The organism is Sphingomonas sp. IC-56 (assembly GCF_021043375.1).
Lineage (GTDB): Bacteria > Pseudomonadota > Alphaproteobacteria > Sphingomonadales > Sphingomonadaceae > Sphingomonas.
In genome coordinates this window covers 50,282-66,520 of sequence record NZ_JAJNDV010000001.1, presented here as the reverse complement: position 1 = coordinate 66,520, position 16,239 = coordinate 50,282, and the positions used below count along the sequence as shown (strand labels likewise).

General features: G+C 65.6%; 15 protein-coding genes, 2 tRNA genes and 2 pseudogenes. 7 read left to right on the top strand and 12 right to left on the bottom strand.

Features of this window, described 5'->3' with window-relative positions:
* Positions 1 to 18: 18 nt before the first annotated feature.
* From yihA to rpmH, 5 genes and pseudogenes are all read right to left on the bottom strand, one after another.
* Positions 19 to 672, bottom strand: a complete 654-nt coding sequence (gene yihA / locus LQ953_RS00370) for a ribosome biogenesis GTP-binding protein YihA/YsxC (protein WP_231028481.1) — start codon at positions 670 to 672, stop codon at positions 19 to 21.
* Positions 669 to 2,387, bottom strand: a complete 1,719-nt coding sequence (gene yidC / locus LQ953_RS00365; protein WP_231028480.1) for a membrane protein insertase YidC — start codon at positions 2,385 to 2,387, stop codon at positions 669 to 671. Before yidC ends, yihA begins: the two co-directional genes overlap by 4 nt.
* A 22-nt stretch (positions 2,388 to 2,409) precedes the next feature.
* Positions 2,410 to 2,622: a membrane protein insertion efficiency factor YidD gene (gene yidD / locus LQ953_RS00360; protein WP_231029209.1), complete on the bottom strand. Its 213-nt coding sequence runs from the start codon at positions 2,620 to 2,622 to the stop codon at positions 2,410 to 2,412.
* A gap of 20 nt (positions 2,623 to 2,642) precedes the next feature.
* Positions 2,643 to 2,954, bottom strand: a pseudogene (gene rnpA, locus LQ953_RS00355) (ribonuclease P protein component); the annotation flags it as partial.
* Positions 2,955 to 2,980: 26 nt separating this feature from the next.
* Positions 2,981 to 3,115, bottom strand: coding sequence for a 50S ribosomal protein L34 (gene rpmH, locus LQ953_RS00350; protein WP_029724273.1), 135 nt, complete (start codon positions 3,113 to 3,115; stop codon positions 2,981 to 2,983).
* 295 nt (positions 3,116 to 3,410) lie between these two features.
* On the opposite strand from rpmH, the pseudogene LQ953_RS00345 reads away from it, so the two are divergent.
* From LQ953_RS00345 to LQ953_RS00330, 4 genes and pseudogenes are all read left to right on the top strand, one after another.
* Positions 3,411 to 4,920 (top strand): annotated as a pseudogene (locus LQ953_RS00345) (YifB family Mg chelatase-like AAA ATPase).
* Positions 4,921 to 4,980: 60 nt separating this feature from the next.
* Positions 4,981 to 5,065: transfer RNA gene (locus LQ953_RS00340), tRNA-Leu, on the top strand.
* A 341-nt stretch (positions 5,066 to 5,406) separates the two neighbouring features.
* Positions 5,407 to 6,420: a serine hydrolase domain-containing protein gene (locus LQ953_RS00335; RefSeq protein WP_231028478.1), complete on the top strand. Its 1,014-nt coding sequence runs from the start codon at positions 5,407 to 5,409 to the stop codon at positions 6,418 to 6,420.
* 13 nt (positions 6,421 to 6,433) lie between these two features.
* Positions 6,434 to 6,910: a nuclear transport factor 2 family protein gene (locus LQ953_RS00330; RefSeq protein WP_231028477.1), complete on the top strand. Its 477-nt coding sequence runs from the start codon at positions 6,434 to 6,436 to the stop codon at positions 6,908 to 6,910.
* Positions 6,911 to 7,283: 373 nt separating this feature from the next.
* On the opposite strand, the gene LQ953_RS00325 is transcribed toward LQ953_RS00330, so the two are convergent.
* The 3 genes from LQ953_RS00325 to LQ953_RS00315 form a co-directional block, all read right to left on the bottom strand.
* Entirely contained in the window at positions 7,284 to 8,534 is a 1,251-nt protein-coding gene (locus tag LQ953_RS00325) for a PepSY-associated TM helix domain-containing protein (protein WP_231028476.1), read from the bottom strand.
* Complete coding sequence (locus LQ953_RS00320) at positions 8,534 to 10,726, bottom strand: TonB-dependent receptor (RefSeq protein WP_231028475.1); 2,193 nt, start codon at positions 10,724 to 10,726, stop codon at positions 8,534 to 8,536. The genes LQ953_RS00325 and LQ953_RS00320 overlap by 1 nt, the downstream gene beginning before the upstream one ends.
* A 128-nt stretch (positions 10,727 to 10,854) precedes the next feature.
* Positions 10,855 to 11,319 (bottom strand): hypothetical protein, encoded by a 465-nt coding sequence (locus tag LQ953_RS00315; RefSeq protein WP_231028474.1) that lies wholly within the window; start codon positions 11,317 to 11,319, stop codon positions 10,855 to 10,857.
* A gap of 282 nt (positions 11,320 to 11,601) precedes the next feature.
* Here LQ953_RS00315 and LQ953_RS00310 point away from each other — a divergent pair, with 282 nt between their 5' ends.
* Positions 11,602 to 11,793, top strand: coding sequence for a hypothetical protein (locus LQ953_RS00310; RefSeq protein ID WP_231028473.1), 192 nt, complete (start codon positions 11,602 to 11,604; stop codon positions 11,791 to 11,793).
* A gap of 10 nt (positions 11,794 to 11,803) precedes the next feature.
* A complete protein-coding gene (locus tag LQ953_RS00305) occupies positions 11,804 to 12,661 on the top strand; it encodes an SDR family oxidoreductase (protein WP_231028472.1) in 858 nt (285 codons plus the stop codon).
* 3 nt (positions 12,662 to 12,664) lie between these two features.
* Here LQ953_RS00305 and LQ953_RS00300 read toward each other — a convergent pair whose 3' ends face one another.
* The 4 genes from LQ953_RS00300 to LQ953_RS00285 all read right to left on the bottom strand — a co-directional run bounded on the left by LQ953_RS00300 (position 12,665) and on the right by LQ953_RS00285 (position 15,838).
* Positions 12,665 to 13,324, bottom strand: coding sequence for a S8 family peptidase (locus LQ953_RS00300; RefSeq protein WP_231028471.1), 660 nt, complete (start codon positions 13,322 to 13,324; stop codon positions 12,665 to 12,667).
* A 199-nt stretch (positions 13,325 to 13,523) separates the two neighbouring features.
* A tRNA-Thr gene (locus LQ953_RS00295) sits at positions 13,524 to 13,599 on the bottom strand.
* Between the two features lie 17 nt (positions 13,600 to 13,616).
* A complete protein-coding gene (locus LQ953_RS00290; RefSeq protein ID WP_231028470.1) occupies positions 13,617 to 14,393 on the bottom strand; it encodes a hypothetical protein in 777 nt (258 codons plus the stop codon).
* A 110-nt stretch (positions 14,394 to 14,503) separates the two neighbouring features.
* Positions 14,504 to 15,838: a replication-associated recombination protein A gene (locus tag LQ953_RS00285; RefSeq protein WP_231028469.1), complete on the bottom strand. Its 1,335-nt coding sequence runs from the start codon at positions 15,836 to 15,838 to the stop codon at positions 14,504 to 14,506.
* Between the two features lie 77 nt (positions 15,839 to 15,915).
* On the opposite strand from LQ953_RS00285, the gene LQ953_RS00280 reads away from it, so the two are divergent.
* The gene (locus tag LQ953_RS00280; protein WP_231028468.1) at positions 15,916 to 16,239 is read left to right on the top strand and encodes a DUF2218 domain-containing protein; all 324 of its coding nucleotides are present in this window, start codon (positions 15,916 to 15,918) and stop codon (positions 16,237 to 16,239) included.

Below are 16,239 nucleotides of genomic sequence, written 5' to 3'. Positions count from 1 at the left end.
GGCCCGCGCAAGCGGGCCTCAGCTGACTGCTTCGAATACCGCGGCGCGGAGTTCGGGGAGGCCCATGCCCTTTTCGCTTGAGGTGGCGATGATGTCGGGGTGGGCGGCAGGGCGCTTGCGCGCCTCGGCTTCGGTCTGCGCGCGGACCTGGGCGAGTTCGGTCGCCTTGATCTTGTCGGTCTTGGTCAGGACGATGCGGTAGCTGACCGCCGCGGTGTCGAGCATGTCGAGGATCTCGCGGTCGACATCCTTGATGCCGTGGCGCGAATCGATCAGCACGATGGCGCGCTTGAGCGCCTGGCGACCGCGCAGGAAGTCGTTCACCAGATAGCGCCACTTGCGCAGCAGGTCCTTGGGCGCCTTGGCAAAGCCATAGCCAGGCATGTCGACGAGGCGAAAGCGCAGCGGCTCGCCCACATCGAAGAAGTTGAGTTCCTGGGTACGGCCCGGGGTGTTCGACGTGCGCGCCAGGCCGTTGCGGTTGGTCAGCGCGTTGAGCAGCGACGACTTGCCGACATTTGAGCGGCCTGCCACCGCGACCTCAGGCACCACCGGATCGGGGAGATGCTTGAGCTCCGGCGCCGACTTCAGGAAGCTGACCGGGCCGGCGAAGATCTTTCGCGCGGCCTCGATCTGTTCGGGGGTGAAGGTGTCGAGGGTTTCCTCGCTCACTTGGCCTTTGCCTCTTTCTTCACCGGCTCCTTGAGCGCGGGATGCTTCGAATACAGCCATTGCTGCTGCAGGATGGTGATCACGTTGGAGGTGATCCAGTAGACCTGAAGGCCGACCGCGAACGGCGCCATCATGAACATCAGCAGCCACGGCATGAGCGAGAAGATCTGCTTCTGCATCTCATCCATCGGCGCCGGGTTCAGCTTCATCTGGAAGTACATCGACACGCCGAGCAGGATCGGGATCACGCCGATCGCCAGGAAGGTGGGTGGCGAGAAGTCGAGCAGACCGAACAGGTTGAGCGGCGTCAACGGATCGGGCGCCGACAAGTCGCGGATCCAGGCGACGAAGGGCTGGTGACGCATTTCGATCGTCAGCAGCAGCACCTTGTACAGCGCGAACATGATCGGGATCTGAAGCAGCATGGGCAGGCAGCCCGCAAGCGGGTTCACCTTTTCCTGCTTGTAGAGCTTCATGATCTCCTGCTGCTGGCGCTGCTTATCGTCCTTGTAGCGTTCCTGCAGCGCCTTCATCTTGGGCTGGATGGCCCGCATGCTGGCCATGGACGCGAACTGCTTCTGTGCGATCGGGAAGAGCAGCGCGCGGATGGTGAGCGTCAGCAGGATGATCGCGACGCCGAAATTACCGACCAGGCGGAACAGCCAGTCGAGATAATAGAAGATCGGCTGTTCGATCACGCCGAACCAGCCCCAGTCGATCGCGCGGTCGAACTGAACGATGCCGAGCTCGTCCTGGTAGCCCTCGAGCAGCTTCACTTCCTTCGCGCCGGCGAAGAAGCGGCTGGAATAGGTGACCTTCTTGCCCGGCTCGAGGCTGAGCGGCTGGGCGAGCTGGTAATCGGCTTGATAGGCCTGCGCGGTGGTGCCGCGATGCTGGAGCTGCACCGGTACCCGCTGGTCGGGAACCAGCGCGGTCAGCCAGTAATGGTCCGAATAGCCAACCCAGCCACCGGTGGTGGCGAGTTGCTCCGGCGTGCTCTCGATATCCTTCCAGTTGATGTAGTTAGCCGCGCGGTCGGCGACAGCCACCGGCCCGACATGTGCGGCCCACTGGTCGGCGTCGAGCGAGCGGTTCGCGCGCGACAGGAGTGCGTAGGGCGTGACCGATACGGGCGTGCTGCCGACGTTCGCCACGGTCTGGCGGATGCCGAACATGTAGTTCTGGTCGACCGACAGCTCGATACGGAAGATCTGACCGGTCGGGCTGGTGCTGGTGAGCATGACCGGGGTGGTGGGTGTCAGCTTGGTACCGCTGGCCTGCCAGATGGTATCCGGGCCGGGGGCCTGGACGCCGGCGCCCTGCCAGCCGAACTGCGCGAAATATGCGCCCGCAGCGCCGCCCGGCGAGAGCAGGCGGATCGGCGGCGAGTTCTTGTCGACAGTTTCGTCGTATTTCGTGAGCACGAGATCGTCGAGGCGCGCGCCCTTCAGGTTGATCGAGCCGCGCAGCGCGGGAGTTTCGATCTGCACGCGCGGGCTTTCGGCTAGCACGATCTGACGGTCGCGCAGCGCCTTGGGCGAATTGGCCGTGGGATCGGCGCCGGGCTGAGGCAGGACCTTGGTCTCGCCGCCCTGGATCTGAGTCGGGGCCGGGTTTTGCTGCGGGAAGATCCAGTGCTGGATCGTTGGCCATCCGAACAGGATCACCGCCGCCAGCAATGCAAAGATCACGAAATTCTTGTGGTCGTCTTTCACCGATCAGTCCCCGGAAAACCCGTCATGGCACGGGGTCATAGCCGTGCCCGCCCCATGGATGGCAGCGGCCGATGCGCCGAAGCGCAAGCCAGCTGCCCTTGGCAGCGCCATAGCGGCGAACCGCCTCGATTGCATAGGCCGAACAACTGGGCGCGTAGCGGCAGCTGGGCGGCAAAATGGCGGAAGGCCCGACCTGCCAGGCGCGGGCGAGAAGAATAAGAAGGCGGGCGATCACGCCTGTCCTGCCGGTGTCGCTCACCGCTTCACCTTGGCGAGCGCCTTGGCAAGTTCAGCCTTGAGCGCGTCGTAATCGCGCTCGATGCCGCTGTTGCGGCCGATCAGGACATGATCGGCACCAGCAATCCCAGCGGTCGGCAGCACTTCGCGCACCAGCGCGCGAAAGCGGCGCTTCATGCGGTTGCGGATCACCGCGTTGCCGACTTTCTTGGATACGGTAATGCCGACCCGGATGGCCGGATCGGCATCGTTCCGTTCGCGCACGAGCAGGACAAAGCCGGGCATGGGCGCCCGTTTGCCCGCATTCGCGGCGAGATAGTCCTTGCGCTGCGTTAGCCGAGAAACGGCTACGGCAGTTACGCCGACAGCTTCTTGCGGCCGCGCGCGCGGCGGGCGCGGATCACGTTGCGGCCGCCGACGGTTGCCATGCGGCTGCGGAAGCCGTGCCGGCGCGCACGCACCAGGTTGCTCGGCTGAAAAGTCCGCTTCATCGCTCATCCTCGAGTATCTAGAACGTAAAAGGGCCACCACTGGGGCGGCCGCGTGTCGGGAGCCCATACGGGCGGCAGGCGCTCGAGTCAACGCCCGTCCTGCATGGTGGAGGAGCCTCGCCGGCGTCGTTCTCGCCGTCACGCGCTGGCTGCGGGCGAGCATCCGGGACATGAAAGCGGATGTGGGGGCGTGTCCCTGCTTTGCAATACGCACGTGGGACTGAGGGTCTGGACGTTGCCATTTCACATTGAAGAAAAGCCGCTAAGCTCCCCTGTGTTCTTGGGGGAGGCGGGCTTGGTCGCGAGCGTTTCGACGGTGGCGTATCTGGGGTTGGAAGCTCGGGCGGTGGAGGTGCAATGCAACCTTGTCGCCGGGTTGCCCAAGTTCGTGGTGGTGGGCCTGCCCGACAAGGCCGTCGCGGAGAGCCGGGAGCGGGTGCGCGCGGCGATGGCGGCAATCGGGCTGGCGCTGCCACCCAAGCACATCGTGCTGAACCTGTCGCCGGCCGACCTGCCCAAGGAAGGATCGCATTTCGACTTGCCGATTGCGCTGGCGTTACTGGGCGCGATGGGGGTGGTCGATGCCGAGACGCTGGCCGGCTATGTCGTGGTGGGCGAGCTGGCGCTGGATGGGCGCATCGCGCCGAGCGCGGGCGTTTTGCTGGCGGCGCTGCATGCGTCGGAGATCGGCAAGGGGCTGGTGTGCCCTGCCGCGCAGGGGCCGGAGGCGGCCTGGGCCGGGCAGATCGAGGTGATCGCGGCGCCTGACCTGATCGGGCTGCTCAATCACTTCAAGGGCCAGCAGCTGCTGGCGATGCCAGTGGCGGGCGAGGCGGAGCCGCCAGGGCGCGGGCCGGACCTGCGGCAGGTAAAGGGACAGGAGACCGCCAAGCGCGCGCTGGAGATCGCTGCGGCTGGTGGGCACAACATGTTGATGTGCGGTCCGCCAGGGGCGGGGAAGTCGCTGCTCGCCTCCTGCCTGCCGGGCATATTGCCGCCGCTCGACGCTGCCGAGGCGCTGGAGGTGTCGATGGTCGCCTCGGTAGCGGGGACGCTTCAGGGGGGGGCGGCTGACGCGAACGCGGCCGTTCCGCTCGCCCCATCATTCCGCCTCCATGGCGGCGCTGACCGGCGGGGGGCTGAAGGTGAAGCCCGGCGAAGTGAGTCTGGCACATTTGGGCGTGCTGTTCCTGGACGAGTTGCCCGAGTTCCAGCGCGCCGTGCTCGACTCGCTGCGGCAGCCGCTGGAGAGCGGCGTGGTTAGTGTGGCGCGGGCCAACGCACATGTTACGTTTCCTGCGCGCGTACAGCTGATGGCGGCGATGAATCCGTGCCGGTGCGGGCATCTTGGCGACCCGGCGCTGGCGTGTGCGCGGGCGCCCAAATGCGCGGCGGATTATCAGGCCAAGGTGTCCGGGCCGCTGCTCGACCGCATCGACCTGCATGTCGAGGTGCAGCCGGTCACCGCCGCCGACCTGGTGCTGCCGCCTCCCGCCGAAGGATCAGCCGAAGTAGCGGCGCGCGTGGCCGCGGCGCGGGCGGTGCAAAGCGCGCGCTATGCCGGAACTCCGGCGCGGACCAATGCCGAAGCGGATGGCGACGCGCTGATGGCAGTGGCGGCGCCTGACGAAGCCGGCCGCACGCTGCTGGCGCAGGCCGCCGAGGCGATGCGGCTGTCGGCGCGCGGCTATACGCGCGTGCTGCGCACCAGCCGTACCATCGCGGACCTGGCTGGGGCGGAGCAGGTCACGCGCATCCATGTCGCCGAGGCCCTCAGCTATCGCAGGCGGGCGCCGACCAACTGACGGACATGCGAGAGCCGGCTTGCAGCCGGCGCCCGCTTCGTCTAGCCACACCCGCTCGCTGCCCCTGTGGCGAAATTGGTAGACGCGACCGACTCAAAATCGGTTGCCGCAAGGCATGCTGGTTCGAGTCCGGCCAGGGGCACCAACAATCTCGTGGAAAACGGCTGATTTCTGCCGATTTTTTCGGATCGCTGACTAACCCTAGAAGTTCCATCTTTTGTCGGCCAGCCGAGATCTGAATGTTCGAGGTTGGGTGGTTTGCGGCTTGGCAGCTTTCGGGAGGGCGAGTGGCGAAAGCTGCCTTTCCTGGAAACGATGCTATGTTGAGAGTCTCATAGCGGTTCTCACGTCCGTCATGTCGATGACAAATGCGTCCAGGTTGCGGACAAACTTCGATGCCGCTAACCGTTGTATATGAGCAATACAGCTAGCGGGTTGAGATGGGGAGTTCGCGTCGGCATCGCCGCGTTGTTAGCTTGCGCCTCGATGGCAGCCGCCAAGGCGAGCACCGCGCTGCCGGATATGACCATGACCCTCCGCGAACAGCGCGTGGAAAGCGCGTCGGTCGCCGTGATCCGCGACGGACAGATCGTCTCGACTGAGGCCTGGGGCATGGCGGGGCCGAACCGCGCGGCGACCGTCTCCACGCCCTACAATCTCGCTTCGCTGACGAAGCCGCTGACGGCGGAGGTCATTCTGCGACTGGCGGCGGCCGGCAAGCTGTCCCTTGATGAACCGATGGATCCCTACTGGAGCGACCCCGACCTATCGCGCGATCCCCGGCGGATGAAGCTGACAGTTCGCATGGCGCTAAGCCATCGCACTGGGTTGCCGAACTGGCGCGATGCGAAGGGGCTGGTGTTCGATCATGATCCCGGCACGAACACCGGCTATTCGGGCGAGGGGTATCAATATGCGGCGCGTTACGCCGAGCACCGCACCGGGCAATCGTTCGAGACGCTCGCTGGGCGCTGGCTGTTCGCACCCGCCCACATGCGCGCCTCGGGCTATGTGTCGGCGCAAGGCGAGACGGTGCCGATCGCCGTGCCACACGACGACGCAGGCAAGCCGCTGCCGGTCGAGCGGGTGACGCAATACAACGCAGCCGATCTGGCGCACGCGACAGCGCGAGATTATGCGCGCTTCCTCATTGATGCCCGCAACGACCGGGGCCTGGTGGCGTCTTTAGCGGCGGAGCGCAGCAAATCGCAGGCCGACCTGACGCCCGATATATGTGCCGGATCGAAAGCGGCGACCTGTCCGCCCTGGACTGGCTTCGGACTGGGCTGGCAACTCCTCGGCTTTCCCGAAGGCACAACGATGCTCCACACCGGCAAGGATGCAGGGGCTTTCACCTTCGCCGCGATTGATCGCGCGAGCGGCGACGGCATCGTCATCCTGACCAACAGCGACAACGGGTGGCGGGTCATCCTGCCCATCCTCGAACGGACGGGGAGCGATCCGAAGCTGATCGCCTTCCTCCGCGGCCAGATGAACTGACAGGACTATGAGCATGATGACCGCCATCGCAGTTGCCGCAGCTTTGCTCGCGACGTCCGTGCCGCCCCCGGCCGATCCGTTGACGACGGAGATCGGCGCGCTCGATGCGAAGGTGTTCGACGCCTACAACCGCTGCGACCTGCCGACCTTCTCCGGCTATTTTGATCCGAAGGTCGCCTTCTACCACGACACCGGCGGTGCGACGTTCGAGCGTGAGGCGATGGTCGACGGCGTTCGCAAATACATTTGCGGGAAGGTGAAGCGCGAACTGATCCCGGCAACGTTCCGAGTTTATCCGATCAAAGACTATGGTGCCATTGAGGAAGGCGAACACCGCTTCTGCGAACTGGCGACGGGGCGATGCGAAGGGATCGCCAAATTCGTGATGGTCTGGGCGAAGCAGGATGGCGCCTGGCGGATCACCAGCGTCCTCAGTTACGGGCATCGCGCCGAGACGTCTGCGGAGCAGCGAAGCGCCACTGACAGATAGCTCGTGGGCTGCTTCCCGATTGAGAACCCACAGCGGGACAGTCGCCCCAAGCGATCGTGCCGAGAACCGTCTGGAGCAACCCCCTTTCCCAAAACTGTTCCCGATTGCTCTCCCCGAAATGGCCAGACGGAGACGGAGAAACGGGAAAGATCGCGCTTAACGTAGGACCGTTATCCGGCGCCAAGATCGCCAGCTTAGATGTCCGCTACTGGGCGGAAGCGGACGTGCGGAGGCAGGGGAGGGGTTAGACATTATAGGCTGAGCGCCGCAGGAACCCGTGGGGGGCTTTCGAGCAGGTTAGACACCGCAAACCCGCAGAAAAGGTGGATTTGTACTTCCCGGCCAGGGGCACCATTTCCGGTTGAGTCGGCCATCAGATGGCGCCGACCGCGGTTGGTTCGTTTTCTGAAGCTTTGCTCCTGGCCGGTGCGCGGCGGGCGCGCATGCGGCGCTGCCAGTGCAGGATGCCGGTGACGAACAGCAGCGCGGGTACCAAGCCAAGTATCACGGCAAGGATGCGGGTGGCCATGCCGCCGACCGATCCGTCGTGAAGCACGCGTACCCATTTGGACACGGTCATCGCGCCGTTGCCGCGCCGGGCGTCCTGCATTGCCAGGACTTGGCCGGTATATTGGTCAACAAAGACGAAGCTGCTGGGGAAGCGGGGGTGCGGATCGCCTGGCACCTGGATGCGCAACCTGAACGGGTCGGTTCCGGCGGCCGGCACGTCGATAAAGGCGAGGCGCCCTTCGGGAAGCGCGCGGTGCGCTGCGTCCACGGCTTGGCGGATGGTGATCCGGGTTTGCCCAGTTGCGCGCGAGGTCGGGCTCGGTAGCGGTTCGGGTGTTGCGACCGTCCAAGTGAGAAGCTGTGTCTTGACCTCTGGCAGGGCCAGCAACACGCCGGTCCCCGCCAGCACGAACAGCAGTGCGGCACTCCACAGCCCCGATAGCTTGTGAATGTCCCGCAAGCGGCGCAGCGGGACGGCGCCCCGCTTGAAGGCCAGTGCCTTGCGCCAGCTGCCGCGCGGCCACCATGCCGCCACGCCGCTGATCAGCAGAACCAGTACTGCGACGCCGCTCCAGCCGACGACCTGAAGGCCCAGGTCTCCGGCGAGCAGGTGCATGTGCAGGTCGTACAGCCACGTCATCAGATAGCCGCCCCAGGGCTCCGCGCGTAACACCTGCGTACCGTCCGCTGAGAACCACACCATTTCGCGTGCGGCGTGGTGCCCCTGGTGCGGCGACGGATAGTAGCGCGCGGGAATCGAGCCCTGAGAACCGTGCACGTCGAACGACCACTTGCCGGTGGGGTCGTGCCATCGCGCACGGCCGGTCGCCAGCGCGCGGTCCCACATATCGGGATCCGCTGAAGCGAGGGGCGGCGACGGGGTGGCCGGGTGCACCTGCGGGTGCAGCGCCCTGTCGATCTCGACATAGAAGACCAACGCCGAGCCGGACAGGCTGATCACGGCGAACAGCCCCCCCAAGCCGAGGCCGAGCCAGAGGTGCAGCCGCCGCATCCAGGTTCGAACCGGCGAACCCGCGTCGTCGCGCCGCCGGGCCGGCGGGCATTCCTGGAGGGATGCCAGTGATCGGGTCCCGAGCTTTGCTGTGTCGCCCATCAGAGACGCGTCGACAATGCGATCTCGAATGATCGCGGTGCGCCGATATAGACGTTGGTCGAAGGGTACCCTGAATACTCGCCGTAAAACGCATTGGTAAGATTGCGCCCGCGCACGGTGATCGTCGCCTGCTGGGCGATGCGCCATGCGACGCTGGCGTCCAGCACGGTGTGGCCGGCGACCTGAATGGTGTTCGCAGTGTCGGTGTAGAAGTCGCTGGCGTGGCGGAGAAAACCGCCCAGCGTCACGCGGCCGCCGATTGTGTAAAGCGCCGACGCGTTGAGCGTTGTCGAGGGCACGTTGATCGGCCGGTTGCCGGCACGGTCGACACGAACGCCGCCGATGGTCTCGCCCAGCTCGTCATAATTGGCATCGGTATAGGAGATCCCGCCCGACAGCCTGAGTGCCTTCACCGGCACGACCACCGCCGAAAGCTCGACCCCCTGCGACGACTGGCGACCGCCTTGTACCGCGAGCGCGGGATTGGCGGGATCGCGGGTGAGGATGTCGCGCTGTTCAATCCGATAGGCGGCGCCGGTAAGGCTCAGCCGGCCGCTGCCGTCGCTCGCCTTGAAGCCAGCCTCATAGGCGCGTCCTGAGGTAAGCTTGAAGCGGGTATTGGCGATCGAGGCGAGCAGGATCGAAGACACGGGCGAGACCGCAGTGGTGTATTGCGCATAGAGCGCGAGGCCTGGCGTCAGGTCATAGGTGGTGCCGAGCCGCCACGAGATCGGATCATAGCTGGGCCGATTACGATCCACTGCGCCGCTGGCGTTGCTGCGCGTCGCACGATCGAGTTCGATATGGTCCCAGCGAACGCCACCGACCAGCAGCCAGTTCTCGGTAACGTTCAGCGCATCCTCGGCGAAGACCGACAGCTGGTTCAGCCGCGAATTGAACGTCACGTCCAGGCTGTTGAAGATCCGCGGGCCGCTCGGCAGTGCAAACGGCCGGGGAGCGAAGGCGTCGGCCGGCGCCAGTATGTCGGTGCCGGTTTGCTGGCGCAGCGTTTCGAAGTCGGTGTGGTTGTATTCGGCGCCCAGGCTGAAGCGGTTGCGCAGGCCGGCGATCCGGCTGTCGTTGCCGAGCACGGCGCGGGCGTTCCAGAACTGGTGATCGTGGCGAAAGTCCTGGAAGATCTGGCGAAAGCTGCCGCTGGGGAAAGCAGCGTTCGGCGCCACGAAGCTTTGCGAGTCGGTCAGCACGAAGGCGCGGTCGGCCGTGTAGCCGGTCAGGTCGAGTGCCGCGGTCCAGCCGCTGCCGATCCGCCAGTCCAGCCGCGCCCGCAGCGTCGTTTCGTCGGCGCTGGAGAAGCCACCCTGTGGGTTGTAGTTCCGCCGGCGAAGCGCCTTGTCGGCGACCAAACCGGTGGCGCTCGTCACCGCATTGCTGGCGTCGCGGGCATATTGCTGCGGGATCAGAGGAAGCCCCTGATAGGTGGCGTCGTAGCGATCTTCGAAATGGTCCAGCGCGACGAGCAGCGAGAGGTCGTCGCTGGGGCGGAAGAGGAGGCTGGCGGTCAGGCCGGCGGAGAAGGTGTCATTGTTCTCCACATCATACAGGCTGTCCGAACGCTGGTAGCTTGCGTCGGCGCGGACCGCGACGGTGGAGGAGACCGGCAGGTTTACGCCGGCTGCCGCGAAGACGGTGTCGAAGCTTCCTGCGGACAGGAAGCCGTCCATGTGCCGCTCGCCCAGGACGGGCTTGCGAGTCACCTTGTTGATTACGCCGGCGAGCGCGCCTTCTCCGTACAGCACCGAGGCAGGGCCCTTGAGCACCTCGACGCGGTCATAGTGCCAGTTGTTGGTGTCGCGCTGGACCACGGTCGATGCCGATACGCGCACGCCGTCCTGCAAAATCGACACGGTGTTGCCGGCAAAGCCCCGCAGCGACACGACCGCCGGGTTGCCCGGCACGTTGCCCGCGACCGCACCGACCACGTCGTTGAAGGTTTCGCGCGCGGTGCGCAGGCCGCGAAGTTGCAGCTCGGCCTGAGTCAGTGTCTCGACGCTGGCGGGCGTTTCGCGCGCGGTGAGGCCTAGGCGGCTGCCCGCCTCCGTCGTGGTGTCGAGCTGAAGCGGGTCGCGCTGGCCGGTGACGACGATGGTGGCCGGCCTGTCCTCGGCGGATTGCGCCCAACATGGCGTGGCGATGGCGGACGCAAGCAGCGCGGCCGCATAGGTCTTGAACATACATTCCCTTTCACGCCGCTGCGCGCTCCGCAGTGCGGCGTTCCTGATCCTTGAAGCGGCCAAGCCCTGGCCGGCACGCGAGCGCGCGACCGCCAGGCAGGGCCAAGGCTGCGCCCGCAGGCGCAGGGTCAGGCGGGGAGGGGTGGCCCGCGTAGCGGCGGACGCAGGCGCGGCGCGGTGTGACGCGGCAGATGCGCCCGGAAGAACAGGGCTGCCGCGATGATGAAGAATATCGCCGCCAGCAGCTGGATGGGGTCGGCGTTGGGCATGAGCGGCACCGCCAGTTCAGCGAACGCGCAGCCGCTTTGTGCCTGTGCGTCGCCCTGTTCGGCGTGCTTTGCTGGCGCGTGCGGAGCCGGCTCGCCATGACCGGCATGCGCTTCGGAATGGTGATCGCCTGATATGGTGTGCGGGTCCGAGGCGGGTGCGAGTGGCATCGTGCCATAGCCCGAGCAGGGCACCAGCCGCAGACCCTGTGCGCCCACCATCGGCATGAATCCGGCGGGCACCGCGATCCGCAACAGCAAGGCCGCCAGCAGCACCAGCGCGGCCAGCCACCTGTGGCTGCGGAAGATGGATCGGAACGATCGCACAGGTTGATCTCTAGGCCAGCGTCAACCGCTTGTCACCGACGGCAAGGATTGCGCGTGAAGATCGAAGCAGGCGCCCGATGGTTCCGCACCTTCATGCGACGCGCGAGATAATGATGCGCGTGCTCCCGGGCACAAGCCGAACCCTGCTAAGCCTCGGCGCGACTGTTCAGCGCTTTTGCGGCGAGGCGCGCGGTATTCAGGTTGGAAACGAACCGCATCAACATAGTTGAAGGACAGCCCCCCTTTGGTGGTACATCGGGAGCAATCGAACGGGGACCTTCCATGGAATCGGAAAAGGACAGTTACTTCTACGACCGGGCCGAGGCCGAGCTGAAGCTGGCGCAGAGCGCGGCGCATCCTGCCGCCGTGCGCGCGCATTATCTGCTCGCCGGCCATTACCTCGATCGCTTCTACAGTCCCGAAGATGAGAGCCAGGGAACGCCGGGCGCGCCGAAAGCTTCTTCCAACGACTGAAGGAGCCTTCATGACCGACTTTCCCAAGCCACCTTTCCCTGACCAGCGGCAGCCGATCCCCGGCACCACCGCGGCGATGGATCCGAAGCCGGATCATGGCGAGGACAGCTATCGCGGCTCGGGTCGGTTGGCAGGCAAGAAGGCGGTCATCACGGGCGGTGACAGCGGGATCGGCCGCGCGGTGGCGATCGCCTATGCGCGCGAGGGCGCCGATGTGCTGATCTCGTACCTGAACGAGGACGAGGACGCGCAGGACACTGCGCGCTGGATCGAGGAAGCGGGCCGCAAGGCGGTCCTGGTGCCGGGCGACATTCAGGACGCTGCGCATTGCCGCGCCATCATCGCTAAGGCGTTCGAGGAATTCGGGCGTGTGGACATCCTCGTCAACAACGCCGCCCATCAGCAGACGTTCGACGACGTTTCCGAGATTTCGGACGAGGAATGGGAAACCACCTTCCGCACCAACATCCATGCGATGTTCTACCTGACCAAGGCCGCCACCCCGCACATGGGCGAGGGCTCCGCGATCATCAACACGACGTCGGTCAACGCGGATACGCCGAGTCCACAGCTGCTCGCCTGTGCGACGACTAAGGGCGCGATCCAGAACTTCACGGGCGGGCTGGCCCAGCTGCTCGCCGAAAAGGGCATTCGCGTGAACTGCGTGGCGCCCGGCCCGATCTGGACCCCGCTGATCCCGTCCACCATGCCGCCGGAAAAGGTGAAGAACTTTGGCGAGCAGGTGCCGATGAAGCGCCCGGGCCAGCCGCGCGAACTCGCGCCCGTCTACGTGATGCTGGCCAGCGACGAGGCCAGCTATGTCTCGGGTGCTACCGTTGCGGTGACCGGCGGCAAGCCGATCCTCTGACCCTTATTGCAGTGCCGGGCGGGCGCTGAGCAGGCGTGCCGTTTCGATCGGCGCGGCGAAGGAGGTGCCCGTGGCGGTCACCGCGCGTCCGTCCGCGGCGCTGGTCGGAACGTTCACGCCAAAGTGCCAGACATAGTTGTAGCCGACCGGGCTAGGCTCGGGACGGTTGGTGCCGCTCCATGGCGATCCGTCGCCATCGATGGCGCCGACCAGTACCGCGCTGGGATAGGCCGCGCGCGCCATGGCAAGGTTCGCCGGGCGTTCGAGGCCCTGGTTGCCGGCCGCAAGGATTACGGGAATGCCCTTGCCGCCAGCATAGCGCACCGCCGCGGTGATCGAGGGATCGTTGCCGAGCGCCAGCGAGATGTTGATGGCGTCGACCCCAAGGTCCGCCGCATGGCGTATCGCCCGCGCCACCGGTTCACCTGATGGCTGGCAGGGGGGATTGGCACCGGCGGGGCAGCCGGCGGGATCATCGATGCGCAGGGACACGATCTCGACGTGGCGCGCTGCGGCCCGCGCGAGGATCGTCGCGACCATGGTGCCGTGATCGTAGCGCGGTTGGAATGCCTCCCGTGCAGGAACGGACGCCATGTCATACTCGGCAACCACCAGCGGGGCGAGTTCGGTGGTCTTGGCGACGCCGCTATCGATGATCGCCACGCGCGGACGGGGCGCCTGTTCGGATGCCGGAGCGGTGATTCCGGAAAACGCCACAACTGCGGCACACAAAAGCTTCAACAATCCAGCCCCCCGGCCAAACCAATGAAGCCAGAGTATGCCAACGCGCGGAAGCTGCGCAATCAGGATATATGCGGAAGATGGACGTCCGGAGCGCTGGGGAGAGCTGCACGGATGATAGTGGTGCCGGATGCAGGAATCGAACCCGCGACCTTCGGTTTACAAAACCGCTGCTCTACCAGCTGAGCTAATCCGGCAATGGCTGCTCCATGGCTCAGAGAACGCCGAAGGTCCAGCCCTCCGTTCGCGCCAGTTCAGGAGTAAGCCGTGATGGTGTCCACAGGTCAGGGTCATTGACTGCGTGGCGCAGCCAGGCCGCTGACAGGATGGCGTCGGTCGCGTGGTCGTCATAGCGGGGAAGCGGCTGGTGCGGCATGGAGCCGAACCTGTCGAGCAGGCTGTCTAGCGACTGCGCATCGCGGATCTTGGATGTTCCCTTGCGCATGCCGGCGAGCCGGGAGGGAAGGGCAGTGTATATCTCCACCAGAAGCGGCCCCTCGTCCGGCACCGGGTCGAACGGCCATAAGCCCAGCTTGCCACGCAGCCTATGGAGAACCCGCATCCCCGTCAGGCTCGATTTGCCCACTTGGCTCGCCCCAACCAGGTTGAAGCAGCTATAGGGGGAGAGCCGCAGCAGTTCCTGCCCATGCTCGCACATACGGAAACGACCGCGGCCCGGCGGGAACAGGTCGCCGCAATCCCCGCGCTGGCGAAAGTGCCGGCGGGCATCCGGGTGCGAGACGAAGCTGGTGGCTGACAGATGCGGGTCTGAAGTCGCGAGCGAGTCGACCAGATGCCAGAGCGAGGGCCCATCGGACGGTGAGAGCGCCCAGCCTGGGAAGTAAGCGCCTTCATCTTCAAAGGGGAAGGCGGGGGACAAATCGAGGCCGATCAGCGCGCGGACGCGTTGGTCTGCTAGTTCCTCCAGCCACGCAAGGATGTCCTGGCGAGACCAGGCGCGGTCGATCAACTCGGGCGCCGCAGTGCCCATGCGTGCATGGGCGACGGCCAGTCCCTTGGGGCGCTCGACTGCCTGACCCGACCAGTCGATGGCGATGAAATCGGTGAAGCTCGGGGGCTTTGCCCGATGGCGTGCGCTGCTCAGACCGGCTCGCCTTCACTCCGGCGCTGCCCGCGCATCTCGTCCCACCACGCCATGCGTTCGCTGATCCGCTTTTCCAGCCCCCGATCGGTCGGCTTGTAGAACGCCTGCGGCGTCATTTCCTCGGGCCAGTAATTATCGCCCGAGAAGCCGCCCTCGGCATCATGATCGTACTGATAACCCTTCCCGTAGCCGATCTGCTTCATGAGCTTCGTAGGGGCGTTCAGGATGTTCTGCGGCGGCATCAGCGAGCCGGTTTCGCGCGCGCTGCGCCATGCTGCCTTGTGCGCCATATAAGCGGCGTTCGATTTGGGCGCGGTCGCGAGGTACAGGCACGCCTGCACGATGGCGAGTTCCCCTTCGGGACTGCCGAGAAAATCGTAGGTGTCCTTGGCCGCGATGCACTGCACCAGCGCCTGCGGGTCGGCGAGGCCGATGTCCTCGACCGCGGCACGCGTGAGACGGCGCAGCACGTATAGCGGTTCCTCGCCGGCGGTGAGCATGCGCGCGAGGTAATAGAGCGCGGCCTGCGGGTCGGAGCCGCGGATCGACTTATGCAGCGCGGAGATGAGGTTGTAATGGCCTTCCCGGTCCTTGTCATAGACCGCGACGCGGCGCTGGAGAAACGCGCCCAAGGCAGCGGGATCGAGCGGCGCGGGGAAGTTCACCGAAAAGAGCGTCTCCGCCTGGTTCAGCAGGAAGCGCCCATCGCCGTCCGCGCTCGCCACCAAGGCGTCCCTCGCCTCTGATGTTAGGGGGAGGGGGCGCTCTTCGAGCGCTTCGCCGCGGTCGAGCAGCTTGCACAGCGCGCGGTGATCGAGACGATGGAGGATCAGGACCTGGGCGCGGCTCAGCAGTGCGGCGTTGAGTTCAAAGGACGGGTTTTCGGTGGTGGCGCCGACGAGGGTGACGGTGCCGTCCTCGACATAAGGCAGGAAGCCGTCCTGCTGGGCGCGGTTGAAGCGGTGGATCTCGTCCACGAACAGCAGCGTCTTGCGGCCGAGCCGGGCATGGTCGCGGGCTTCGGCGAAAACCTTCTTGAGATCGGCGACGCCGGAGAAGACTGCGGAAATGGCGACGAAGCGCAGGCCAACGGCATCGGCGAGCAGGCGGGCAATGGTTGTCTTGCCGGTGCCCGGTGGTCCCCACAGGATGATCGAACTGAGACGGCCGGCCGCGACCATGCGGCCGATCGCGCCCTCTGGGCCAGTCAGGTGTTCCTGGCCAACGACCTGGTCGAGCTGCTGCGGGCGCAGGCGATCCGCTAGCGGACCGGTTTGTTGAGTGTCCGATAGAGGCTGGAGAGGTTCTTGGTTGGCGAAGAGATCGGCCATTTGGAGCAGATAGGGGTTTTGGCGGAAGTTTACAAAAGTGCCGCGGATACCGACATGTGAGGCCAAGGAGCATGACCATGACCATCACGACCGCAACCGCCTCGGCACTGGTTCCGACTGATAATGCTAGTCGATATCTTCAGCAGCTGTGCAAGCACTGGTCGCACAATCTGCAGGTGGAGTTCACGTCGGAGAACGGCACGGTGATCTTCCCCAAGGACGTGCGCGGGGCGGACTATCCGGGTGACGCGGTGGTCACCTTCAACGCCGTGGAAGACGGGCTGGACCTACGCATCGACGCATCCTCGGTCGAGCAGCTGGAAGGGTTGAAGGGGGTGGTGCAAAGCCACCTGGACCGCTTCGCCTTTCGCCAGGGCGAATTGCAGTACGACTGGAAGTAA